We start from the raw sequence: 25,257 nt of genomic DNA on the forward strand, positions 1-25,257 counted from the left end.
TCTATCTAGTAATATCAGTTATATCTAAATCAATATACTGTACAACATTTGTTAAATGTAGCTCACTACGTGACCATGAATCGTATTTTTCGAATAAAACACCTATCTTATGATTAGGTAGTTCTGTTAGAGAAGAATAAGCATATCCATATTTGGGTAAATCAACATTATAACTATATTTCCAATCAATTGAATAATCTTCTGGGTTAACTAAACCAACATTTAGTTGACCTCCTTTACGCCCATCTGTAGCATTGGATGTACTCAAAATAATAGCCTCTTTACCATCAACTAACTGTGAATACTTAATAGCAGATACCTGTGTACCATAATTAGTCTGCGTAATATTATCAAGATAGAAAGTCTCAGACCAACTTTCTCCGGAATCATAGCTTGTCATATAGGCAATTTTACCAGTAGTTGTTCTAAAGAATGTCCTAATAATCCCTTCACCAAGTTCTACCATTTGAGCTTCTGCTGTAGCATTTGTAAAGGGGATTTTAGCTGAAACCTTCTTCCATGTTTGCCCTGCATCTTCTGTAATAAGATATGTCAATTCTCCGCTAGTATATGTTGCAAAAATAATACGGTTACTGTTACTTAACGCCAAACCTTGCCCAGGACTTAGGTATGTCGCATTGTGATTAACTCCTAAAAACGGTGGTAACAACTTAAAGTCACTCCATGTTTGCCCACTATTATCACTCGTAGATACCCCGATATAATTGGTTGGAGATACTTTGAACAAACTATCTTTATAAAAAATATTCATTGGTATCTGTACACCATTTTTCACTTCTTGTAAAGATTCACCTTCAAATCTTACAGAATACTGTTCTTGCATTAATGGAGAACCAGCTTCGCTAATTTCATACTTAGCGTTTAAACTATATTGCGTCGGATTTCCTGTTCTATCATCATAAATGACTCCATCTTCACGAACTGTATAATTATAACTACTTTCTCCTTCTTTTTTCAACTTTAAATAATAATTTCCAGAAATTTCTTTGTATCCTGAATCAGATTTATCAGCATTTCTATTTCCTATCCCAGCCGGCATCACATCTGCAAGTAAAATGACTTTACCTGTTGCTTTATCTTCTGCTATTGCTGAATCAATGAATGATGCGCTTCCCGAAATTTGTAAATTTTTAGCATTTCCTGTACGTGGCCATTCAACCAATTGCTCTTCATAGTCATGAAACTTCATTGCAAAAATAGGGTCTGACCACGTTTCACCATTATCAACACTATACGATGTCGCTATATTTATTTTACTCTTAGAGTCATGAGTTCCTCCATAACGAGCATCAATACTAGCTAACACAGTTCCATTACTCAAAGTATAGAGAGCCGGTATGCGGAAATAATTAGCTTGAGTTGTATCACCAGATTGAAAAATAAGTTTCGCAGGAGAATTATGTGATATTTCCTTAATTTCCTCATAACTAAGCGAACGATTATATAAGGATAAATCTGCTATTGTACCAACCATTCCAAAATGGTATTTTCCTTCTCTATTTACACCTCCCAAAGAAATATTATCCTGCCCCTCAATACTTGAAATCGGGATATAATTATCTACATATTCTGTAAAAATTTTTGTTCCATTAACAAACATACTATAGCTTTTATTAGTGGCATCACTAACAAATACTACTGTATTTTCAACAGCTATTCCTTTGTGCTCTCCCCAAATAGAAGCTGGGCGAGAAAATAAATAATTTATTCTTTTACCAGCATCACGGACTTCAATACCTATTTCACCATTATCTCGCATAAAAATTGAAAAATAATTATTTTTATATCCACGACTACTATTTGAAATTCCTATAAGGCTTTGCAATGCATTAGGTTTATTAGATGCAAACTTTACAACTATGCTTTGACTATCAGATTTGAATTTATCAAGAGTACCCGTAGTAATATCAATGCCTTGGCTATTTAACTCAACTTTTCCAGAGTGATATACTGAATCTTGAATTAATTGACTTGCACCAAAATCAACTGCACTAACAGTTAGCGGAATACTTAATAGCAATGTTATCGCTATTAAAGCAATCCCAATAGAACTAATGAAGTTCTTTTTTTGCGTATTGACCATATTGACCTCCTTATTTAGTAGCCCCTTCTGATAGGCCACCAGCAATTTTATTTTGAATAATTGAAAAGAAAATAATTGATGGTAATACAACAATTACTGATGCCGCCATCATATCTCCCCAGTCTAAAATTTCTGAACCATTTAACGATCTAAGCGCAACGGCAACAGTCATTTTACTTGTATCATTAATTAAAATCAGTGCATACAAAAATTCATTCCATGCATTTATAAAGGTATAAATCGCTGTTGCAACTATACCAGGTGCAACAATTGGAAGAACTACTTGATAAAATGTAACAAATTTATTTGCTCCATCAATTCTAGCTGCCTCTTCAATTCCTATAGGCACCGTTTGGAAAAATCCTACTAAAAGCCATACTGCATAAGGAACACTAAAAGAAAGATAAATCATTGATAGTCCCCACAAACTGTTCGACAATCCCATCTTTGCAACTGCAATTGAATAGGGAATTGCTAAAAGAATAGGAGGAAAAATATAAGTTGTTACAAGCAGTTTTGACATAATGGCACCTAACTTCGGAAAAAAACGTACTATTCCATAGGCTGCCATTGAAGAAACAATCGTTGCAACTACTGTCGAACCTAAAGAAATTAATAAACTATTTTTTATATTGGCTAAAAAATTCAAATCATTGATAACATGTGTAAAATAATCTAAAGTAAATTCTTTTGGAAAAAATCTTGTTGGAAATTGTGTTAATTCTCCTTTACCCTTTATTGATGAAAGTATAATCCACAAAAGAGGAAATATTGCAATTACTGTAGCCGTAATCAATATAAGGTGAGAACCAATATCTAAAAATAAGCTATTTTTTTTGTGCATTCTATCTTCCCTCTCTCTCCCATTTGCTAATTACTTTAAAGTAAATAAAACATATACTTAGTAAGAAAATAAATAGCAATACTGTAACAGCTGATGCTCGTCCTAAAAGTTTGGTTCCCCAACCTAGATTATAAGCAAAAATAGGTAAAGTCATTGTTGCATTAGAGGGTCCTCCGCCCGTAATAAGATAAATAATATCAAAATTATTAAAAATCCAAACGGTTCTCAATACTACTAATAGTCCAACTACTACCTTAATATGTGGAAAGGTTATATAACGAAAGACTTGCCAAGAAGATGCCCCATCAATTCTAGCTGCTTCAAACTGTTCTTCTGGTACAGTTTGTAATGCTGACAATACATTAACCATAATCATTGGAGCACCAAACCAAATATTGATAAATACCAAACAAATAAATGCCCATGTTCTATCTGTTAAAAATGAAGGAGCTACTTCCATAAAACCGAGTTTTACTAAAACATTTGGCAAATAACCGTATACTCCATTCAAAATCCATTGCCATGAGAAGGCAATGACTATTGTAGGAAAGGCCCACGGTACAATCAATAATGTACGATAGAACTTTTTTAAATGCTTCACTCTATGAAGTGATAAAGCTAAAATAAATCCAACTAGAACCTGTCCACTAAGTGAAAGTATCGTCCACTTTAGTGAGTTAAAGAATGCATTAAAGAAATTAGAATCTTGTAAAACTGCAACATAGTTATCAAAGCCAACAAACTTATAATTAGGCATAATCAAGTTTTTATTTGTAAAACTATAAAAAATACTTGAAAAAAATGGATAAATAAATAATACACCTACAATAATCATAGCTGGCAAAACAAAGACCCAACGTGTCAAATTTCGTTTTTCCAAGGCACTCTTTCTCCTTTCTCTATAAATAAGGTTAAGGAGCCATTCCTTAGCCCATCAAATTAACTACTTATCTATTTCAACAATCACTGTTTCAAATAAATCATTAAGTTGTTTTTCTGCTGCTTTCGCTGCTTTCATAGGATCTGTTCCATTTGTAATGATGTCTTGGAACATTTGCTCAATGATATGTTGATTAGTTAGCATACCTGCTTGTACACTTGGTCCATTTTCATAACCAATTGCCGTTCCAGAGGCCACAGCCTTCAAAATAACTTCCTCAGCATGTTGGAATTTTTTGCGTGTCTCATTTGATTTATACTCATCTGTATCTGATACTCCACTAAATGCTGGAAGCATGCCAACTGGTGTAGAATCAAGGAATTCGAGATAATTATCTTCTTCAAAAAGATATTCCATAAATGCTTTTGCTACTTCTGGATATTTTGAATTTTTCCAAACTACCATCGGAATATTAGAAGTTTCAATACCATAATCCTTATCAGATTCTTTTACCTTAGGCATTGGATAGGCATCAATAGAATCTAATAATTGCGGACTATTTGCTTCCACACCTCCAATATGGAAACCTGAATTAAAATCAAAAGCTGTCTGACCTTGGTAGAACAAAGTTGCCTGTTGTAGGACATTAAAATTTAATGAATCCTGTGGAGAAATTTCTTTATACATTTTCACCCAATATTTAATGCCTTCTTGTGCCAAATCACTCGTTAAGTCTGCTTTAAGATCCTTGGTTAATAAACTTCCACCTGCACTACGTACATAAAAATTCAAAAATCGGGTTCCCATTAAATCATTAGTTCCAAAAGGTACTGATACACCATATACTCCTGATTCCTTTAGTTTCTTACTTGCTTCATACAAATCATCCCATGTTTTTGGCACTTCTAGACCATGCTTTTTTAACAAATCGGTACGAACCCACATAACTTGGGCATGTGAGTAAAGAGGTACTGAATAATAGTTATCCCCAACCTTTGCTTCATTAAGCGCTGTCTCATTAAACTTACTTGCCCCTAACTTATCAATTGTATCATTGAGAGGAACTACTGCATCAGCATTTACCATTTCCATAACTTGATTAGGTAGGGCGGTGCTAATATCTGGGACATTCCCATTTGCTAAACCAGTAGTCCATTTAGTATAAAAGTCACTCCATGAAAAAGTTTCAATCTTAATTTTTACTTTGGGATGTTCTTCCATAAATTCTTCTGCTGATTTTTGAATACTCTCAAGTCGTGGACCTTGTGTAAAAGAATGCCACATAACTATATCTCCAGATAGTTCTCCAGAACCAGTATCAGCTGCTTTTTCAGTTTTTCCTCCACCTCCACAAGCGGCCAGTGATAGGACGGCTGCTCCTGTAAAGAGAGACATAAGCGTTTTCTTAAGTTTCATATCCTTAACTCCTTTTGTTAGTGATAATAGTTTATATGACGGTTATAATAACTGCCTCTTTAATCTTCAGCTAATGCCTTGATAAAGCGACTCGCGATTTCCTTAGGACGTGTAATAGCGCCACCAATAACAATCCCCGCTGGATTCTGTTTTTTGATTAGTTTCGCATCCTCAGGTGAATGAATCTTACCCTCAGCAATAACATCTAGACCCGCTGTTACCAAGCGATGTACTAAATCAACATCAGGCCCATCTGCTTGACGGCTATAAGATGTATATCCCGAAAGCGTTGTGCCTACAAAATCAACACCCGCTTCAGCCGCCAAAGCCCCTTCTTCAAATGTTGAAATATCTGCCATCAATAGTTGATCTGGATACTTTTCCTTAACTTGGCGAATAAATTCTACTACTGTTAGGCCATCATGACGTGGTCTTTGTGTACAATCTAGGGCAATAACTGCAATATTTAACTTGGCTAACTCGTCCACCTCAGCCATTGTCGGTGTGATGAATGGCTCTTCTGGAGGATAGTCTTTTTTGATAATACCGATAATCGGTAAATCTGTGATTTCTTGAATTTCTTTGATGTCACGGACTGAATTGGCTCTAATACCGACTGCACCTGCCTGTTCAGCAGCAAGGGCTAGCAAAGGGATAACCCCTCCTTTTTCAGTATAAAGAGGCTCACCTGGTAACGCTTGGCAAGAAACAATAATCCCTGACCGTATCATCCCTAGAAATTCTTCTTTTGTGATACGTTGTGACATAGTTTCTCCTTTTTAGAAAATTTGTATTGGTACCGCTTACATTTTTATTATAACCAATACACAATTTACTTCAACCCTTTTCCCCTATTTAGAATAAGCATTCAGAAGATAAAAGTAAAATAGAAAATCCATTCAGAAATGCAAAACAAGCTAAGACATCAATCTTAACTTGTTCTGTATTTCTATAAAGAGACTCCGTCTCTTATTTTTCCTGATAAGGATATCCCAAATGTTCATAGGCTTTAGCTGTGGCAACCCGTCCGGTCCGTGTCCGCATGATAAATCCTTTTTGAATGAGATAAGGCTCATACATATCTTCTACCGTATCTCTTTCTTCAGCGATATTGACAGAAAGAGTTCCTAGACCAACAGGACCTCCGCCGTATGTTTCAATCATGGTACGCAAAATTTTCTGGTCAACGTAATCCAAACCTTCATGGTCAACATCTAACATATTGAGAGCCTTATCGGTCATTTGGTCATCAATTAAACCATCACCCATAATTTGAGCAAAGTCACGCACGCGTTTCAACAGACGATTAGCTATACGAGGCGTCCCTCGGCTACGTCTAGCCAACTCGATTGCGGCCTCATGTGTAATTTCCGCCTCAAAAATATCGGCCGTACGTTCTACTATTTCCGCCAAATCATCGAGCTCATAATACTCCATGTGACCACTAATCCCAAAGCGAGCACGCAAAGGGTTGGAAAGCATCCCTGCCCGAGTCGTCGCCCCAATTAGCGTGAACGGTGGCAAATCAAGGTGAACACTTCGGCTAGTCTCGCCAGAACCAATCATGATATCAATGTAAAAATCTTCCATAGCACTGTAAAGAACTTCTTCAACAGCCATCGGCATCCGGTGGATTTCATCGATAAAAAGGACATCCCCAGGCTCAAGATCATTCAAAATCGCCACCAAATCCCCGGCTTTTTCAATAATAGGACCCGAAGTTTGCTTGAGATTAACGCCAAGTTCATTGGCAATCACAAAAGCCATCGTCGTCTTACCAAGGCCAGGAGGCCCAAAAAGAAGAACATGGTCCAAGGCCTCGTCACGCAATTTAGCAGCCTCTATAAAGATCGAAAGCTGGTCTTTAACCTTATCTTGACCGATATATTCCCTAAAATATTGCGGGCGAAGCGTGCGCTCAACAGCCGCTTCATCTCCCATTGTTTCTGCATCTAAAAATCTTGTCATAACAGTATTTTATCACTTCGGTAGTTAAAAATAAAGGCAGAGCATTGGCACGAAAAGGACTCTTATTTGATTGATATCGACATTTAGCGTTTATGGAGTCACTACTATAATTTTTCCAAACTATATTATCAAAATAGAAGTTCTTCTGAAAGGTCAACTCTATCATTTGATCATAAAAGAACCACTTACAAGGAATCAGGTCAAATCAGTGTTCTAATTCCTTATAAATGGCTCTTTTCAAAAAATTTTAGACAAATTTACCCAATCGTCTTAATGCTAAAATGTCTACGCATACGTTTCTTGTCAAGCTGTCCCAAACGATAGTCAACACTTCTATCCCAAACCGTTACATCACGTAAAGAAGAATTTCCTTTCACACATCTCGTTTCACGAGATTTTAACAGAATCACCTCTTCAGTGAGCGTATCAGGTGATGAAATCCAAATCAACTGTGGAATAAAGGTTTTGTTGGTAATCATAAGTTGCATGTTTATTCTCCTTGTGAAATATTGATAATATTATTTCCTATCCTTCATTTGTTAATTAGCAGCCTAATAACCACCAATCAATCTCTCCCATTTTTTGACTTACTATTGCAAGTAGCGGTAAAATTACCAATAAGTAATATTTCAAACGTAAATTCATTTTCTGTCTCCAGTCATTTATTATTTACATAAGTTATTATAGTTTAACTAAAAAAATAACAACATGACATAAATGTCATGCTGGCACTTCTTTAAGTGATGTTTGACATCAGCGATTTCTTACGAAATTCTATGACCAATCTTTGAAGCTTCTAAGGTCTACATTCTCGAGTTTGAACAAAAACTCCCAAATACAGTTCAAAAGGCATAAAAATCGTTATCAAAAACGATAATTCTATGCCTTTTTAGAGTATTCATTTTTCAAAATAAGAACTGAAATGTGATTTTTTATCTAGCCTAATTATAACTAATTAATTGTCTTGCATATCCTTTTTCCACTCCTCTTCTATCTGTTTTTTTAAATAGCTATCCTGTATCATTTCAGAAAACATTATGGCTTGTTGATAATACTGGCAAGCTTCTTGTTTTTCACCCAAACATTGTAATATATATTTCCATTTATAAAGATAATAAATTGGCATTCGCTGAAAGTCTTGAATTTTTAACATCAGCTGATAGCAAATTTCCAAAATAAAGTCAATTTCTTCAATTCGATCTAAACTGATTAAGGTAAAGCAGAGTATTATATAAACTTTATTGAGATAGAAAAAATCGTCAATAGGCAACAAATCTTTCTGATCTAATAATTTTTCTATAAACGTATTAAAAACAGAAACATCAAATACTTCTTCATCAAAATTTGAAGCAATCGAACACATAAAATACAAATCAATTAAGGCTAAATCATTGATATTATAGACTTTCTTTTTCTTAGCTTGTTCAAAATAATCCTGTAAAATATCTGTTCCAAAATCTATATTACCACTATTAAAAACTTCAAATCGAGACTGAATAATATCAATTGTAACCTGTTCTGCTTCAGGCAATTCATCATAATATTCCTCAAAAATCTCATCAAACTGCTCTTCACGAATTTTTAAGCGTTCTTCATCTAGATAAGTGGGAGTTCTTAGTATCAGATACTTTAACTCTTTATATCTCTTAGGCAATTCTAAATTCTCTCCATCTGTGAGGCTTCCTACGGTTACTCCCAATTGTTGAGCAATGTATTCTACTTTTGCTAGCGTTGGAATAGATTGCCCACTTTCAATACGCGCTAATTGTCTAATAGACAACTCTGTTTCATCACCACAAAACTCTTCCCGAGTAATATGCAAACCTTCACGTAAATCTCTTACTTTTTGACCAAAACCGCTTAACATCTCATTTTCTCCACATATTTATTATATACATTGTATCAAATTTCAGCATAATTTTTTCGATAATGAGCAGATTTTATGTAATCTTATGGTTGTCTTAAGATTATCTTAATATTTCTTGAGGAATATCATCACCTAAGAAAATTGAACGAAAAAAGAGCTGTGTTTGACAGCTCCCTCATTACTATTAATTTAACCCTAGTCTCTCAAAAATTTCATCGACCCGCTTGATGTAGTAGGCTGGGTTAAAGAGTTCGTCAATCTCGTCTTGGGTGAGTTTTTCGGTGACTTTCTCGTCTGCTTCAAGAAGCGGTTTGAAGTCCACTTGGTTGTCCCATGAGTAGGCTGTTTTTGGCTGTACCAAGTCATAAGCCTCCTCACGCGTCATGCCTTTTTCGATGAGTTTCAACATGACACGCTGGCTGTAAATGAGACCAAAGGTCGAGTTCATGTTGCGGATCATGTTTTCAGGAAAGACCGTCAAATTCTTGACGATATTGCCAAAACGGTTGAGCATGTAGTTAATGAGGATCGTTGTATCAGGCGTGATGATACGCTCCGCTGATGAGTGTGAGATGTCCCGCTCGTGCCAGAGCGCCACGTTCTCATAAGCCGTCACCATGTGCCCACGAATGACACGCGCAAGCCCTGTCATGTTTTCAGAACCAATGGGGTTGCGTTTATGAGGCATAGCAGAGCTGCCTTTTTGACCCTTGGCAAAGAACTCTTCGACTTCACGCTGCTCCGATTTTTGCAGACCACGGATCTCCGTCGCCATACGTTCGATAGAGGTTGCGATGATAGCCAGCGTCGAGAAATACTCTGCGTGGAGGTCACGTGGAAGAACTTGAGTTGAAATCTCCTGCGGACGGATGCCCAGCTTGTCGCAGACATACTCCTCCACAAATGGTGGAATGTTGGCAAAGTTGCCCACCGCACCAGAAATTTTACCAGCCTCAACGCCTGCCGCTGCACGCTCGAAACGCTCTTGGTTACGCTTCATTTCGCTGTACCAAGTAGCCAACTTAAGACCAAAAGTTGTTGGCTCCGCATGAACCCCGTGAGTACGACCCATCATAATGGTCATCTTGTGCTCACGCGCCTTTTCAGCCACGATATTAGTAAAGTTTTCAAGGTCTTTACGGATGATGTCGTTGGCTTGTTTGTAAAGGTAGCCGTAGGCAGTATCTACCACGTCGGTTGAGGTCAAACCATAGTGAACCCACTTGCGCTCTTCGCCAAGTGTTTCAGACACGGCACGCGTGAATGCCACCACGTCATGGCGTGTTTCTTGCTCAATTTCCAAAATACGGTCGATGTCAAAATCCGCATTTTCACGAATTTTCGCCACATCTTCCTTAGGGATTTCCCCCAACTCAGCCCATGCCTCATCAGCGAGAATTTCCACCTCAAGCCAAGCACGGTATTTATTTTCTTCACTCCAAATGTTCGCCATCTCAGGACGAGAATAACGTTCGATCATGTTTAACTCCTTTGTTCGATCTTTATAATAATTTTTTTTGTCTTTTTCAATACATCTTCGCTATCAATATAATTAGTTAAACTATTTTTCTCTGAGAAATGCACTAGATTATTACGTAAATCAAAAAATGTATTTAATACATTGTAATCGTCGTCATTAATAATATCTTTTGCTCTGATTTCACGAAGCGAGGCACTAAGATTTCTTCTTTTATTTTCTTCAGGAAAGTATTTTTTTACGGCTTTCTCAAGCCTCTTATAATATTCAAGTATAATTTCTACTTGATTACGTTCTTTAATAGATTGTTGCCTGTTCTTTTTAAGCTGCTGGAGCAACTGTAGGAGCATCACAATGAATACTAGGTATAACCCAAAAACTATCATTAGTACAGCCAATGTATTAATTGAACTATATTGATAATATTTAAACTCTCTTATATATATATACGCCAAAATAATTACACCTAACAGTACATACATCATAGCTACCATTTGAAAAATTTTATATTTTTCAGTCTTATTTGCTTGTCTCAGTACTTTTTTTGCCCTATCATCGATACTTAATAAATCATTTTCTGAGATATTCTCAATTGATTTTGATCTATCTAGTATAGTCTTATATAGTAACTCTTTGTATTCTTCAGATAAGCTATCCAAATAAAATTCTAATTTTTTTTGTTCCATTTGATAACCTCACCACTATTTCACAGCTGTATAATAAAATTGTATCAACAAAGCTGACATTAGAAGAGCTACCGATATAATAAACCAAATATACTTAAGTAAATCAGTATCAGGATTAGAGCCCCATAATGAACCCACAGATATTGAAGTTATAGCAATAACTATAGTTGTTATTCCCAAAATTATTTTATCTCTTTTCGATGGGAAATATTCTTTATTTAGCTTTGTACGAGCTTTAATAACATGACTACCGATTACTTCCTTCTGTCCATCCGAAGTTCTTTCGCTCTTTTCAATTCTATCTACCTCTTTAATTAAAAACTCACAATATTCCTTAGTTGCCTCAGATACTCTATCTTGTGCCTCTACTGAGTAACCGGAAAAATTACTGTCATCAACATTTACTTGCATTAGACTTTCCTTCTCTCATCATCAAAAATCAAACTCCCCCACACTTTCCACATCTTCCCCCAACACCGTCACGTGTCCCATTTTGCGGTTGTGCTTTACTTCTATTTTACCATAGAGGTGGAGGTGGGCGCTAGGGTTTTCTGCGATATAGGCTTGGGCTTGTTCCATGTGTTGACCGAGGACGTTGAGCATGACGGCTGGGGTATGGAGTTTGATGGCTGGTAATGGCTGTCCTAACACACCCAAGATATGGGTATCAAATTGTGAAAAATCACAGGCTTCGATAGAGTAATGTCCTGAGTTGTGGGGGCGTGGAGCGATTTCATTGACTAGAATCTCATCGCCTGCCACAAACATTTCCACACAGAGGGTGCCAGACAGGTTGAGCTGCTCTGCGATTTTCACCGCCATGGCCTGCGCTTTAGCGCTCAAGTCGTCTGAAATACGGGCTGGGACGATGGTTTTTGACAGGATATTGTTACGGTGGATATTTTCCTGAACGGGAAAGGCGGTGACATCTCTGCCATTGCCAGATACGATGACCGAGATTTCCAAGTCAAAATTGACGAACTCCTCCAGGACGCACTCGGTAGCATTAGCCAGCTTGTTGGCTACTTCAAGGTCGGCGCGAGAACGAATGACGACCTGACCGTGGCCATCATAGCCACCCGTGGCAGTTTTGAGGACATAGGTTTTTGAGAAGTCAAGATTTTCCAAATCAAGCCTAGAGGTCACCACACGATAAGGTGATACTGTCACGCCAGCCTTATTAGTTAAGAAATCTTTTTCAAAAATGCGATTTTGAGAAATACTCAGAAGGTCTGTCCCTTGCGGCAATTGACCGTCTGTTATCACGGCGTCTAACGCATCCGCATCAACATTTTCAAACTCATAAGTGAGCACATCACAGCGCTCTGCCAGTTGGCGAAGAGCCTCTACATCGCTGTAAGATGCCACAATCACCTCACTCACGCGCGAAGCTGGGCAATCCGCCGCTGGGTCTAGCGTAATGACCTTGTGTCCCATATAGATAGCGGAAATAGCCATCATCTGACCCAGTTGACCGCCACCAATAATCCCGATTATTTTAGTTGAGTTCATCGCTCATAGCCTCCGCGATTTTTCCTTGTTCAATAGCAAAGCTGTCTAGTTGGTCTGCGATACCGCTATCTTCGATAGAGAGGATGCGTAGGGCCGTCAAAGCCGCATTGGTTGCTCCCGCTTCTCCAATGGCCATGGTTGCCACAGGCACACCTGCTGGCATCTGGACAATGGAATAGAGGGAATCGAGACCACTGAGGGCACGAGACTTAACAGGTACACCGATGACGGGTAGTGTCGTCTTAGCTGCAACCATACCAGGGAGGTGAGCTGCCCCGCCAGCACCTGCGATGATGACTTTGATACCACGACCGCGTGCTTCCTCTGCGTGCTTAAACATAAGGTCTGGGGTACGGTGGGCAGAAATGACTTTTTTCTCGTAGGGGACGCTGAATTGATCGAGGATTTCAGCAGTTTTTTGCATGGTTGCCCAGTCAGATTTTGAGCCCATGATAATGGAAATGATTGGTTTCATTTTAATCTTCCTTTTTTCTTTTTGTCAGTTGTCTTAAGTGCTAGAGGACGCAAGCGACCGCCATCGGCGCGGCGTTCCATTGTTTATTTTCGAGCCCAAAGTCTCAAAAATCCCCTGTCACCAAGTCCAAACTGACTTGGTGACTTTCAGCACGGCGACAACTGACGGGGTTATCTCGCTTACGCTCGTTTTTCTGATTACATTATATTTTATTTCACTGCTTTACTTCCGATGTCTGTTCGATAAAAGAGCCCCTCAGTGTTTTGATTTGCCAGCTCAGCATAGATTTTTTCCTGCGCTGCTGGGACGGTGTCAGCTGTGGTGACTAGCATATAGACACGACCTCCGTTTGAGAGCAGGGCTCTGCTATTGTCATCAAACTTAGCCCCTGCATAGTAGGTGATAATGTCGTCAGTAGTCTTTTCTGGAAGGACTACGCCCTTATTGTAATCGAGCGGGTAACCATCTGAAGCGACGACAACGCCAAGGGTTACGCCATCCTCACGCCAAGTGATGGTTGGCTCTTTCTTGTCCAAGATATCGCTGATGTTTTGCGCAAAATCAGAGGTCAGACGAGGGAGGATAATCTGGGTTTCCGGGTCGCCGAAACGAGCGTTAAACTCGATAACCTTAGGACCATTAGCTGTCAGAATGAGACCTGCATAGAGAACACCGAGATAGGGACGTCCTTCTGCCACCATACCTGCCAGTAGGGGCTTGATAATGGTCTCCACCGACTGATCGATGACGGACTGAGGTAGGTGGGGAACTGGTGCATAAGCCCCCATACCACCTGTGTTGGGTCCCGTATCTCCATCGTAAGCCCGCTTATGATCTTGAGCAGTTGGCATGAGGGAAAACTGTTCGCCATTAGCAAAGGCAAAGAGAGAAAACTCCTCACCATCTAGGAATTCTTCAATAACCACACGTGCACCGGAGTCTCCGAATTTATTGTCCAAAAGCATCTCACGCGTCGCCTCAACCGCCTGCCCCACCGTCTCAGCCACGACTACTCCCTTGCCCAGTGCCAAGCCGTCTGCCTTAACCACGATAGGGGCGCCCTGTTTTTCGATATAAGCCTTGGCCTCCTCAAAGTCTGTAAAAGTACTATAGGCGGCTGTTGGGATGCCGTACTTGACCATGATAGACTTGGCAAAATCTTTTGACCACTCCAGCTCCGAAGCCGCCTTGGTCGGTCCAAAAATCTTGAGACCTGCGGCTTCAAAATCATCCACGATACCCGCCGCCAATGCATCATCAGGCCCGACAAAGGTCCAAGCGATGTTATTTTTCTTGGCAAAATCAATCAGGGCAGAATGTTCGGAAATTCCGAGATTGATCAGTTGTAACCCATCTAGGGTCATGCCATCATTGCCTGGCGCAACATAGACCATGTCCACCTGTGGCGATTCTAAAAGTTTCTTAGCAATCGCATGCTCACGTCCACCAGAACCGATAACCAACAGCTTCATAGTTCAGATACCTCTTTTGTTCTTTTATCCGAAAATACAATTTTTACGAATGTATATGTATATTGTATCACATTTGTTCGTTTTTTCGGAAATTTGAGTACATGATTTCAAGAAATTACTTCAAAAAATTTTTTCTTTCATTTTATTCCCCAAAAATGTTACCAAGTTTGCTCCAATTTTTTCATTTTTCGATCCTCTTCTGCGAACAGGTTAGGTAGGAGTTTATGAATGAAAAAATATTCAACATTATTGTTATCGTCGGCTGTCTTGATGGCAAGCCTTGTCCAAAGTCCCCTTGTTTCTGCTGAAACTACAACGAGTATAGAAACAACTACAAAAGCTACCACTCATACTAGCAGTCAAGTGCAAGTGCCACAGACGACACAGCCAGCTACTACGACCAAAATCGTAACAGAATCTGCCACACAAATCCCACAGACTATCAGTAAGTTAACTGCTCCTTTGACTACGCAACAAAAAGGGCAAACCTTATCTATCTTCTATAATCGCTCTGCAGAACAAAAGAATTATAAAATTCAATACGCTATTTGGTCCGCTGAAAATGGACAAGATGACCTTAAATGGTATCTTGCAGGTGATACAGAGACTGTTATTCCACTTTCTCAGCACAAGGGTTATGGCCAATATATCATTCACTCTTACATTGTCGTGCAAGACAAACCTGTCTTTTTAGAAGAAAGCACCACTACTGTGACCAAACCAATGCCAAGTATTACAATTGCTATCCCCGAACCAGGAGTTTTAGACGTTCGCATTCAGAATTTACCTGCCAATTTAACTGAAGTAAAAGTTCCGATTTGGTCTAACAAAAACGGTCAAGATGAACTAAAATGGTATAACGCTCAATACAATAGTGATGGTAGCTACTCTGTTCGTGTACTCTTAAAAGATCATAAATTTGATACAGGGGCATATACTATTCACCTTTACACAAAAGATACCCCTTCTTCTAAACTAAATTATACAGCAACTTCGAGTATAACAGTTGAGAAGGCGCATATCCCCACCCAGCAAGCACCATCTATTTTCTTAAAAGATATCAATAAAACCAAAGGATCTTACAGCATTGTAGTTCAAGAACAAGTTGGGACAAAGAAAATCAAACAAGTTGATATTGCGACTTGGTCTACTAGTAATCAGAGTAACATAAAGTGGCGACAAGCTGTCCTGCAAAACGGAAACTACCAAGCTTCTGTCCATTTCCAAGAACATCAAGCAGTGACAGAACATTATCAAAATCATGTCTATGTAACGTATGAAGATGGTAGCCGTGTGGGTTATATCGCTGAAACGGTTGACTTATCAGGTGCACGTTTACCTGTTCAGTTTTCCAATCAACTAGCCTATGTAGGAAACATGAGTATCACCATAAAAAATGTCTATGACAACACTCCCGTAAACTATGCTGTTTGGTCTGATACGAATGGGCAAGATGACCTCAAATGGTATCCTGCAACAAAATCTGCAGATAAAACTTTTACAGGAAATATTCCACTGAATAATCACATTGGCAGTGGGCTCTACCATGTACATGTCTATCAAGGCAATACGGGATTAGGAGCCTTTACTATGCAGGTAAACCAGGCTCATCGCGTAACAGAAGCCAACACTTATCCTATCGGCCAATGTACTTGGGGAGTGAAAGAACTTGCTCCTTGGGTGAGAAACTATTGGGGAAACGCCAACCAATGGGGTATTCTGCTCGTGCCGCAGGCTTTAAGACAGAAAGTACTCCAAGAGTTGGAGCTGTCGCTGTCTGGACAGCAGGTGAATATGGCCATGTTGCTGTAGTAACAGAAATATCTAGTCCAACACGTATTCGTGTGAAAGAAGCCAACTATGCTGGCAAACAATATATTGGAGACTTCCGCGGATGGTTTGACCCTGTTGCTGATGGCGTGACAGAATATATTTATCCGAATTAAACAAACAAAAAATCTTAAATTTTATACGATCCTAAAAGTTGGATAAATGAGCATTGAAAGGATTTTGTTCTATGCTATCCAGAACGAAGTCCTTTTCATTTTACTTTGCTTATCAACCTTTATCCCGTAACCAAAACCTCTCAGCATTTTTATGCTTGATGCATGAAGAAAGAAAGGTTGCAAATAACCCCCAGACATATCAAAGAGTCAAAAACACGCTAGCGGTATGTATTTGAGGTTGAAAAATCTAGTGTCAGATACCCACCAACTTAAAACTATGTTGCCTAGTCTTGACTAGCTTGTCATCATTAATTCTAATTATAGTAAAAAACACCCCAAGTGTTAGATATTGTATCTAACGCTTGGGGTACGACATAAAAGCAATTTTTCTTATATCATCTCTCTACTAATCTAGCTTTTATTCTGCTTCATTTCGGAAAATAGCTAAGCCCAGTCCGCAGAAAAAGATAAAGAATAGCACCAAAGCAGTGAACTGCCCTCCAATATCTCCAGACATGGAAATCGTTTGACGAAGCCCTGAGACGGCATAGCTGATAGGCAAGAACGGTTGAATACGTTCAAAGAAAGCTGGACTCAGTTGAATAGGATAGGTTCCTGCACTAGATCCCAATTGAAGCAATAGGAGAAGCATCGCTATAAAGGATCCATAACGATTGTTCCAACCGATTAGGGCTGTTACTAAAGCCATTAACGTCCACGCTATTAAAATAGTAAAAACCATTGTTGCAAAAGGATGTACTGGTTCGACACCAATCAGATAAATGGCTCCAAAAAGTAGAATAGCAGCAGCTGTAGCAATAGCACCATTGAAGAATAGTTTGCTTTTAGCCCATATTACACGGCTAGAGTAGTTCTTCCCATCCAATGATTTAGCAAAAATGACATTTGCTGAAATGGCTACTACCATCAAGGAGACCGACATCATGTATGGAGCTAGACCAACACCATTCGTTGCCACTTGATCCGTGTCTTTCTTCGTTACTTTTACAGGAGCAGAAACTGCCTCAGCATTTTTCTCTGATACTGATACAAGAGACAGTTGGTTACTTGCATTTTGTAAAGAACCACCAAGTGTCTCAATACCTCCTACCAAACTAACAAGACCATCGCTTAACTGCTGATGCCCACTCTCTAATTGCCCTGCTCCCCCAGTGAGTTGATTTGTTCCATCTACTAAACTTTGGCTACCATTCACCAAGGTTGCTGAATTCTCGTTTAATTGATGTAAGCCAGCGGATAGTTTCTGACCACCCGCCATCAAGTCTCCACTATTGCTCACTAATGTCTGACCACCTGCTGCTAATTGATCCACAGCACTCGAATAGGCAGTCAATCCATTTTCTAATTGAATAGTTCCTTGATCCATCTTCTCTTGAAGAAGCTCGACACCTGTTGCAACTTGTTGACTCGCTGGACTAATCTGTTCACTGACTACAGTATGCACTTGATCCAATCCATCAATTAATTTTCCTAAAGCAGTCGTAGCACCGGGTAGAGCTATTTGAGCTTGATCATCGATTTGACGAATCCCTGCCTGAAGCAGTGGCAACTGAGAACCCACTTGATCAATAACACTTAGAGATTCTTTTATTCTTTCTGCATCTTCTAAGATAGCCTGAGCTTGATTTGCTAGACTAGAAGGATTTTGAGAAATAGCAGAGCTAATTTCTGCTTGCTGCTCCGTACTTAGACCTTGATAGGCACTAGTAGCTTGAACAGCTGATAAATTCGTTCTTTTATCCGCTTCTGCAGCTGATAGAATTGTTTGGGCTTGAGTCGCTATATCCGTTAATAGCGTCGTTACATCAGTACTACTGACTGGTTCTGTCACACCTGAAATAGTTGCCGTTAACTGAGTGATCGCCGCTTGCAATGCTGGTAAACCTTCAATTAATTGACGAATTTGTTCACGCTCTTCTTGCGATAAGTCACTGGCTTGCGATAGTTGTGTCAAGCTACTTGCCAACCGAGTTGTTCCATCTACCAACGGTTGCATCTCAGTTATTCCTCTATTCAGTTGATGGACTCCATTTAACAATGCTTCAGAATTTTGACTGATTTTTTGGGCACCTACTGTCAATTGAGTCGTTCCCTCAGCGTAACGTTCCACACCCTTAGATAATTGCGCTGCGCCTGGGGCTAACTTTGCCACTCCATTTGTATATGTGGTCAATCCAGCTTCTAAACGACCGGCACCATCTGATAAAGTCGCTGCTCCTTGCGTTAAACTAGATAGACCATTTCTCAACTGCTGATGACCACTCTGTAAGTCTCGGCTACCAGAAAAGAGTTTATCACTACCTGCACTAGCATCTTTCATACCAGACTGTAGATGCTGTAAGCTTTGAAAAACAGAGCTCGTATACGTTTCGGTGATGGTCTTGGAAACAGACTCTTTGAGTGATTTCATTGCAGAATCACTCATTTTTGCTGCAACAAAACTATGTCCCTTCGAAGTTTGATATACAATATCTAATTTCTGAGGTTTTTCTGTCAGCAAAGTTGTTGCCTTTTTTGAGAGATCCTGAGGCAATGTCACAATCATATAATAGTCACCTGATTTCAGACCATCCTCTGCCTCTTTTTGTGAAACAAAGTGAAAATCCAAATCTTTATGTTCTTTCATTTGCGTGACCATATCCGTACCAATCGATAATGTCTGATCATTCAATTTTGCGGATTGGTCCTGATTAACGACTGCAACGGGTAACTGATCTAAGCGTCCATAGGGATCCCACATAGACGAAAGAAAAATGAGATTGTACAGGGCAGGAATCAAAGAAATTCCTATGATGGTCACCCACAATTTAATCTTTTTCAGTTTTTCTAAATTTTTCAATAATCATCACTCCTTTTTTGGACATACTGTCTATTTTTTGATAGACTCTATTATACAAGTTCAAAAAGAGGAATCAAGTGTCAATCAAACTTTTTAGACACTATGTACAAAAATGTGGAATAGGAAAAAATAATGGCAGGCGACAATCGAAAAGAAAATACAAAAAAAGCGCTTCTTCAGGCCATGGTGACTTGCTTAGAAAAGAATAATTTCAATGATATTACCACCATCGAATTAGCTCGAACAGCTGGAATCAGCCGTTCAAGCTTCTATACTCATTATAAAGATAAATATGATATGATTGAACATTATCAACAAACCTTTTTTACAAAATTAGAAGACATTATTTTATCACACGATGGTGATAAAGCTACTGCTCTTTTAGAGATTTTTACTCTTTTAGCAAAAGAGGAATTATTATCCACACTCTTAAGTCCGAATGGAACGCAAGAATTACAAAATTTTATCCTCAATAAAGTCCGTCTACTCCTATCAAAAGATTTAGGGGAGACATTTAATCCTCATACTCTAAATCCCACAGAAAGAGACTATACAAGCATTTACTTTTCCTATGCCATTGTTGGAATCTGTCAAGCTTGGATTAGCAATGGTAAACAAGAAAGTCCAAGTGAAATGACGAATTTCTTGATGAAACTATTACCATAAATCCCAATCTAATGCGTTGGGATTTTTTCAATCAAAAATCCTAATTCAAAAGAATTAGGATCAATCATTCTATTAAAAATTAAGAGACAGACAAAATACTGTTTCATTCACAAACTAATTTTTTACTGACTCTTCCTCTGGGTAAGTCATGCCCCATTCCCTGCGGAGCTGTGTCATCACCGCCATGACATCACGGGTATAATCAAGATACATGCGATTCTCAATACCTGCGACAGCTTTTTCCATATCCGCCACTTCGTAAGATAGAGCCTGCGCTGTATCGCCAGCTTCAATCACTTCTTGGTGACCATCCTCAGTGTAAGTAATGACCGCTTTTTGCCCACGCGGGTACTCGTAGAGCTCGATGTAACCTTTGTCGTAAGCGATGGTTCCGCGTTTTGGTTGCTTGGCGTGAAGACTGAGCGCAATCGTCGCCATCTCCCCTTCGGCATTGGTCAGAAGAATCCCCACCTGCTCGTCCACGCCAGTCAGCGCCAGCTTGACCTGTGAAGCCAGCTGATTTGGGGTAGAACTCATGAACCAGCGAACAAAAGAAAGAGCGTAAACACCGATGTCAAGTAAAGCACCGCCTGCCAAGTCACGACTGAAAAAGCGATTGGTCATGTCGTACTCTTTATAACTCCCAAAATTCATCTGAATCAGTTTGAGCTCACCCAATTTCCCAGAAGCCACCACCTCTGACAGCTTACGGTAAATCGGCATGTGAAAAATAGTCATAGCTTCCGCCAACACCACATGGTTTTCTTCTGCTAGCTGAATCGCCTCTGCTAATTCCTCCGAATTCAGCGTAATCGATTTCTCACAAAGCACATGTTTCCCATTAGCCAAGGCCTTGCGCAAAAAATTGATATGGGTGTTATGCGGCGTTGAGATATAAATGATGTCCACCTCAGGGTCCTCAAAAACCTCATCAATCACTTCATAAACTTTTTCAATCCCATATTTTTGAGCAAAAGCTACGCCCTTATCATAGGTCCGGTTGGCAACCGAGTAAAGCTTTCTACCTTGCTTTTCCAAGGCTTGCGCTAGCTCATTTGCAATCACACCTGTCCCCAATGTCGCCCAGTTGTACTGTTTTCCCTCTATCATAATGACCTCCTGTGAGTTTCTGGTTTCATTATAGCAAAAAACAAGCTTTTCAGCTTGCTTTAGTAAATATCCTTGCGATGGCTGACTGCAAAAACTTCGATCACAATATCATCGTCATAAATGTTGGCGAGGATTGGTGGTTTGATAAAGATTCTTTTTAATCCACGACAGGATGGTTTTCCTTGTGAAGTTATCTAATTTACGCAATTGTTTTTCTGCTTTTGATGTCAGTACAACCTTATAAATCATATACCAAATTCCTCAAATAAGTCTTCCACAGGAATACGAACCCCATCATCCTCTGCCATCGCTTGAGGAAGAACTTGCAAATCATATTCATCTTCGATTTTTTCCAACATGGCCTGACGTGCAAATTCTGAAATGGTCAAACCGTGTACTTAGATATATTTCTTAATCAATTCACCATCTTGGTCATTAATACGTAATGTCATTGTTGCCATGTTTTTTCACCTCTTGAATACTTTGTATTCTCGTTATTTAGGAGAAAGGAGAGACAACTATAACTCTCTATGAAATACTGATATAAAACTCTTCTAAAATAAGTAGCTACCACCCGCATAATCAAAGTAAAATTTAGAAGAGAAGATTTTTTCGTTAGATTTAGTATTGCGATTTATTTTCTGGTAAGCCTAATACTCGTCTAGAATCTTTCTGTGATACTTTAATTCCCCATTCCTTGTGCATAAATGTTAAAATTTCCTTCCCCCTCTTAAAAATTGCTTCCTGAGTCCAATCAGAATAGTGTTCTGCCAAATATTTTTCTGCCATCGTTCCATATTTATAACCTGTTGGATTGTTTGTTGTTCCAAAATCACACTTTTCAGGGTAAGACTTATTTTCTAATTTCTCATTTTTTCTAGCTGAAATAACAATCAAATTTCCAAGAGTATTCTTATACCTATCACTATTTTTTTGATTCAAATTTCCAAAACGCTCTTTCCAGTATTTGTATCTATGATTTCTAGGATAAATATGCTCTAAGTTATATTTTTGTTTTTCAAAATAAAAACTTAATCTTTCGAACTCATTGAAGTTTTCCTTAGATATATCCATCAATTCTAAATTGTATTGCGTTAAAATATAGTAAGACAATTTTGAATAGTTGATATACGACTGGGATTCTGATAGTATATCATAACTTTTAGCAAGTAATTTTAAGTATTCTTTACCTATTCTAACTAATCGTTCATTAAATTTACCTAACAACTCCTCAGTTATTTCAGGCTGTCTATCTATGTAACAAAGTAAAATAAATACTTCATATTGTAGATTTCCTTTTCCTTTATTTAATTCTTCATATTTTATTTCATCAGTCTCAGGGACGAAGGAATCTAAAAATAAAAATCTCTCAATATTTTTTAATATTTGTAACATATTCCCACTTGCTACTTTTAGTAGCTTAAATATGAATTTTTGAACTGAATCTTGAATGGACTGAGTATCATAAAAAGAATGAGTCTCCTTATCATAAGTCAAATTTTTTGATAATTCCTCAATGGAATTAGCTTCGAATATTCCATTAAAGATCTCTTTTGGTATAACAAATTCTTTTCTTCTATTGTAATGTCTATTCGATCTAGTCAGAAAATTAATACGAGATAAGTATTCTTTAGTTTTTATATCATATGGAGAATTTAGTGTAAGTTGCATGTTTTTCCAAACTATAATACTCACCTTCAAATCTTCGATATAATCTTGGATATCTCTTAATTTCAATTTGTTTTGTATTACATTTTGAGATGTGAAAATATCTTTTAATAAGTTTCCTGCTTGTAAAATCGAAGTGTTTTTTTCATAATTTAACTGTTCTTTTGAACCTAAAAAATTTTTAAACTTATTTATTGGATAAGCTGTTAGCTGCGCATCTAAAAATATATCATCAGTAGTTTGTGAAGAAAATCTATATCGGCGATCATTCCAATCAAATGAATTTTTACTATGTTCTATCTCTCCAATACTCCTATACATTCTTTTCCAAGCATCATTAATTTGGTCTTTTACATTATTTCTCTCGTGTCTAGATACCTGAGTATATAGTGTAGTAAGATAAATCAATCGATTCTTCAATAATTCCAGTGTTGATAGTACCCTTCCCCTATTATTCATTGTCTCAAACGTAACATGAATATCTAAACTTGAATCAATAACATATCTGTTAAACACTAATTTATGAACTAACTTTGTATACAGTGAATCAATTCCTGTTTGTTCTAATTTACTCACTCTTTCTTTAAAAAAATCATAAGCAATTTGAAGGTTATCACTATATTTATTTTCATAAATTGGAAATTTATTTTCAAAACTATTTAATCCCAATATTTTTGAAATATAAAATCCATAACTATCGTTTTCGACCTCATATGAAAACGGTAAATAGAAAGCACCATCTGCTTCCCTCTTTAACACAATAAAATCTTTCTCAATTTCTGAAATAGAATCAAATTCATTTAGTATTGTTAATGATTTGCTCCTTGCTACTTCAAGTATAACTTTTAAGAGAATCATTGCCGTAGTCAGCCTCTGTTGTCCATCAACAACGTAATAGGGCGTTTTATTAATTTTGCTTAAAAACCAAGAATCAATATCATTTTTATTTAACTCATATTCTGGAATTGGTTCTAATGTTATAACTCCTCCATAATGACTTCTCTCTGCCGATAAATTATATAAATCTTCCCAAAAATCCTCAATCTCTTTTGTTCCCCATGCATAACCTCTTTGATAATCTGGTATTTTATATATTCCACTCTTGAATAAATTGCTCAAATTGTTTAAACCACTTTCCATAAAATCACCTCAAAGTTATTCTAATAATTAAAACATCATATTATAATTTTAATTATATCAAAAAATCCAGTGGTTACTGGATTTTTTATCAATCCCAATTTGTAAAATTAAGCTAGACAGAAAAAGCCATCTATGTTAGGCTCAGATAAACTACCACATTTGTCTGAAAGGAACTAACATAAATGACCTATACTCATCTTACCACAAATGAACTCGTAATGATAGAGGCTTATTACCAAGATGGTAAGAAAGTTTGCGCTATTGCAAAGTCACTTGGAAGAGCGCGACAAACCATTTATAATGTTATCTCTTTTCTGAAAACGGGTCATTCAGCTTATGACTATTATCAACGCTACAAAGCCAACAAGAGGCATTGTGGTCGGCAAAAGACCCAACTCACCAAACCAGTACAAGAGTTTATTCAATCCTATCTAGCATCAGATTGGAGCCTCGATGGTGATAAAAGGAACCCATCCTGATAAAATTCCTTGCTCCATGCGTACTCTCTATCGCTTAGCTGACCGCGGCATCTTCAAGAAAGAGGATATGCCTTGGCAAGGCAATCGAAAGCCAAATGGGAAGAAAGAGAGGCGAGGAAAACAAGCTTTTCGCAGAGATTTGCGGGAACGCGCTAACGTTTATCCAAACTTTGAAACTGAATTTGGTCACCTTGAAGGAGATACTATTGTTGGAAAGAATCATAAAAGCGCTGTTATCACGCTAGTTGAAAAGCAGTCAAAAGCGATGATCGTGCTTCAATCCAAAGGGCGAAAAGCCAGCGACATTGAAGCTGCTATAAACCAATGGATGTCCCGGTTTCCTAAGAATCTCTTCAAGTCTATCACTTTTGATTGTGGGAAAGAGTTTTCCAATTGGAAGTCCATTTCCAATAAACATGATATTGACATTTTCTTTGCGGATCCAGGATGTCCAGGGCAGCGGGGGCTTAATGAGCATTCTAACGGCTTATTAAGACGGCACGGACTTCCTAAGCAGATGGACTTCAATGATATTTCTCAAAACTATTTATCAGCTATAGCTGATGAAAGAAATAGAATTCCTAGAAAATCATTGAACTATCTAACTCCGTATCAAGTTTTTCTGACTAACTTGAAAATGTCTAACTTAATTTGACAAATGAGAAATAATAAAATTATTTTTTAAAT

The 25,257-nt window shown here is 38.0% G+C and carries 21 protein-coding genes and 3 pseudogenes; 4 read left to right on the plus strand and 20 right to left on the minus strand.

From position 1 onward, the window contains the following. Position 1: 1 nt before the first annotated feature. From GZ996_RS03835 to purD, 15 genes are all read right to left on the minus strand, one after another. Complete coding sequence (locus GZ996_RS03835) at positions 2-2,104, minus strand: sialidase family protein (RefSeq protein ID WP_162011362.1); 2,103 nt, start codon at positions 2,102-2,104, stop codon at positions 2-4. 10 nt (positions 2,105-2,114) lie between these two features. After that, positions 2,115-2,948: a carbohydrate ABC transporter permease gene (locus tag GZ996_RS03840; protein ID WP_156806191.1), complete on the minus strand. Its 834-nt coding sequence runs from the start codon at positions 2,946-2,948 to the stop codon at positions 2,115-2,117. Position 2,949: 1 nt separating this feature from the next. Beyond that, positions 2,950-3,783 carry a carbohydrate ABC transporter permease gene (locus GZ996_RS03845; protein WP_156806221.1) on the minus strand — a complete coding sequence of 278 codons (834 nt, stop codon included), beginning with the start codon at positions 3,781-3,783 and terminating at the stop codon, positions 2,950-2,952. Positions 3,784-3,891: 108 nt separating this feature from the next. Next, entirely contained in the window at positions 3,892-5,244 is a 1,353-nt protein-coding gene (locus GZ996_RS03850) for an ABC transporter substrate-binding protein (protein ID WP_156806192.1), read from the minus strand. 59 nt (positions 5,245-5,303) lie between these two features. Beyond that, positions 5,304-6,011 carry an N-acetylmannosamine-6-phosphate 2-epimerase gene (locus GZ996_RS03855; RefSeq protein ID WP_161980238.1) on the minus strand — a complete coding sequence of 236 codons (708 nt, stop codon included), beginning with the start codon at positions 6,009-6,011 and terminating at the stop codon, positions 5,304-5,306. A 202-nt stretch (positions 6,012-6,213) separates the two neighbouring features. Continuing rightward, the gene (ruvB, locus tag GZ996_RS03860) at positions 6,214-7,212 is read right to left on the minus strand and encodes a Holliday junction branch migration DNA helicase RuvB (RefSeq protein WP_156806194.1); all 999 of its coding nucleotides are present in this window, start codon (positions 7,210-7,212) and stop codon (positions 6,214-6,216) included. Between the two features lie 257 nt (positions 7,213-7,469). Beyond that, complete coding sequence (locus GZ996_RS03865) at positions 7,470-7,700, minus strand: hypothetical protein (protein ID WP_156806195.1); 231 nt, start codon at positions 7,698-7,700, stop codon at positions 7,470-7,472. Positions 7,701-7,755: 55 nt separating this feature from the next. Beyond that, entirely contained in the window at positions 7,756-7,857 is a 102-nt protein-coding gene (locus GZ996_RS12185; protein ID WP_202922601.1) for a quorum-sensing system DWW-type pheromone, read from the minus strand. Between the two features lie 310 nt (positions 7,858-8,167). Next, positions 8,168-9,079 (minus strand): helix-turn-helix domain-containing protein, encoded by a 912-nt coding sequence (locus GZ996_RS03870; RefSeq protein ID WP_162011363.1) that lies wholly within the window; start codon positions 9,077-9,079, stop codon positions 8,168-8,170. A gap of 184 nt (positions 9,080-9,263) precedes the next feature. Next, the gene (gene purB / locus GZ996_RS03875; RefSeq protein WP_162011364.1) at positions 9,264-10,559 is read right to left on the minus strand and encodes an adenylosuccinate lyase; all 1,296 of its coding nucleotides are present in this window, start codon (positions 10,557-10,559) and stop codon (positions 9,264-9,266) included. A 2-nt stretch (positions 10,560-10,561) separates the two neighbouring features. Beyond that, complete coding sequence (locus GZ996_RS03880; RefSeq protein WP_162011365.1) at positions 10,562-11,242, minus strand: hypothetical protein; 681 nt, start codon at positions 11,240-11,242, stop codon at positions 10,562-10,564. 15 nt (positions 11,243-11,257) lie between these two features. Further along, positions 11,258-11,653, minus strand: a complete 396-nt coding sequence (locus tag GZ996_RS03885; RefSeq protein WP_162011366.1) for a hypothetical protein — start codon at positions 11,651-11,653, stop codon at positions 11,258-11,260. Between the two features lie 21 nt (positions 11,654-11,674). Further along, entirely contained in the window at positions 11,675-12,754 is a 1,080-nt protein-coding gene (purK, locus tag GZ996_RS03890) for a 5-(carboxyamino)imidazole ribonucleotide synthase (protein ID WP_162011367.1), read from the minus strand. Continuing rightward, the gene (purE, locus tag GZ996_RS03895; RefSeq protein WP_162011368.1) at positions 12,741-13,229 is read right to left on the minus strand and encodes a 5-(carboxyamino)imidazole ribonucleotide mutase; all 489 of its coding nucleotides are present in this window, start codon (positions 13,227-13,229) and stop codon (positions 12,741-12,743) included. Before purE ends, purK begins: the two co-directional genes overlap by 14 nt. 209 nt (positions 13,230-13,438) lie before the next feature. Then, positions 13,439-14,701, minus strand: a complete 1,263-nt coding sequence (gene purD / locus GZ996_RS03900; RefSeq protein ID WP_162011369.1) for a phosphoribosylamine--glycine ligase — start codon at positions 14,699-14,701, stop codon at positions 13,439-13,441. Positions 14,702-14,929: 228 nt separating this feature from the next. Between purD and GZ996_RS03905 the strand changes: the two genes are divergently transcribed. Then, a complete protein-coding gene (locus GZ996_RS03905) occupies positions 14,930-16,513 on the plus strand; it encodes a GBS Bsp-like repeat-containing protein (protein ID WP_274378777.1) in 1,584 nt (527 codons plus the stop codon). Then, the gene (locus GZ996_RS11840; protein ID WP_274378778.1) at positions 16,411-16,647 is read left to right on the plus strand and encodes a CHAP domain-containing protein; all 237 of its coding nucleotides are present in this window, start codon (positions 16,411-16,413) and stop codon (positions 16,645-16,647) included. Before GZ996_RS03905 ends, GZ996_RS11840 begins: the two co-directional genes overlap by 103 nt. A 418-nt stretch (positions 16,648-17,065) precedes the next feature. On the opposite strand, the gene GZ996_RS03910 is transcribed toward GZ996_RS11840, so the two are convergent. Continuing rightward, entirely contained in the window at positions 17,066-19,507 is a 2,442-nt protein-coding gene (locus GZ996_RS03910) for a YhgE/Pip domain-containing protein (protein ID WP_162011370.1), read from the minus strand. Positions 19,508-19,639: 132 nt separating this feature from the next. Between GZ996_RS03910 and GZ996_RS03915 the strand changes: the two genes are divergently transcribed. Beyond that, positions 19,640-20,173: a TetR/AcrR family transcriptional regulator gene (locus GZ996_RS03915; RefSeq protein ID WP_156806203.1), complete on the plus strand. Its 534-nt coding sequence runs from the start codon at positions 19,640-19,642 to the stop codon at positions 20,171-20,173. Between the two features lie 114 nt (positions 20,174-20,287). Here GZ996_RS03915 and GZ996_RS03920 read toward each other — a convergent pair whose 3' ends face one another. From GZ996_RS03920 to GZ996_RS03935, 4 genes and pseudogenes are all read right to left on the minus strand, one after another. After that, a complete protein-coding gene (locus GZ996_RS03920; protein WP_162011371.1) occupies positions 20,288-21,283 on the minus strand; it encodes a Gfo/Idh/MocA family protein in 996 nt (331 codons plus the stop codon). Positions 21,284-21,342: 59 nt separating this feature from the next. After that, positions 21,343-21,532: pseudogene (locus tag GZ996_RS03925) on the minus strand (type II toxin-antitoxin system RelE family toxin). Next, positions 21,529-21,744: pseudogene (gene relB / locus GZ996_RS03930) on the minus strand (type II toxin-antitoxin system RelB family antitoxin). The pseudogenes GZ996_RS03925 and relB overlap by 4 nt, the downstream one beginning before the upstream one ends. Before the next feature lie 160 nt (positions 21,745-21,904). Next, positions 21,905-24,091: a GmrSD restriction endonuclease domain-containing protein gene (locus tag GZ996_RS03935; RefSeq protein WP_162011372.1), complete on the minus strand. Its 2,187-nt coding sequence runs from the start codon at positions 24,089-24,091 to the stop codon at positions 21,905-21,907. A gap of 182 nt (positions 24,092-24,273) precedes the next feature. Between GZ996_RS03935 and GZ996_RS03940 the strand changes: the two are divergent. Beyond that, positions 24,274-25,225 (plus strand): annotated as a pseudogene (locus GZ996_RS03940) (IS30 family transposase). Positions 25,226-25,257: the final 32 nt, after the last annotated feature.

Source organism: Streptococcus sp. S784/96/1 (genome assembly GCF_902729355.1).
Taxonomy (GTDB): Bacteria; Bacillota; Bacilli; order Lactobacillales; family Streptococcaceae; genus Streptococcus; species Streptococcus caledonicus.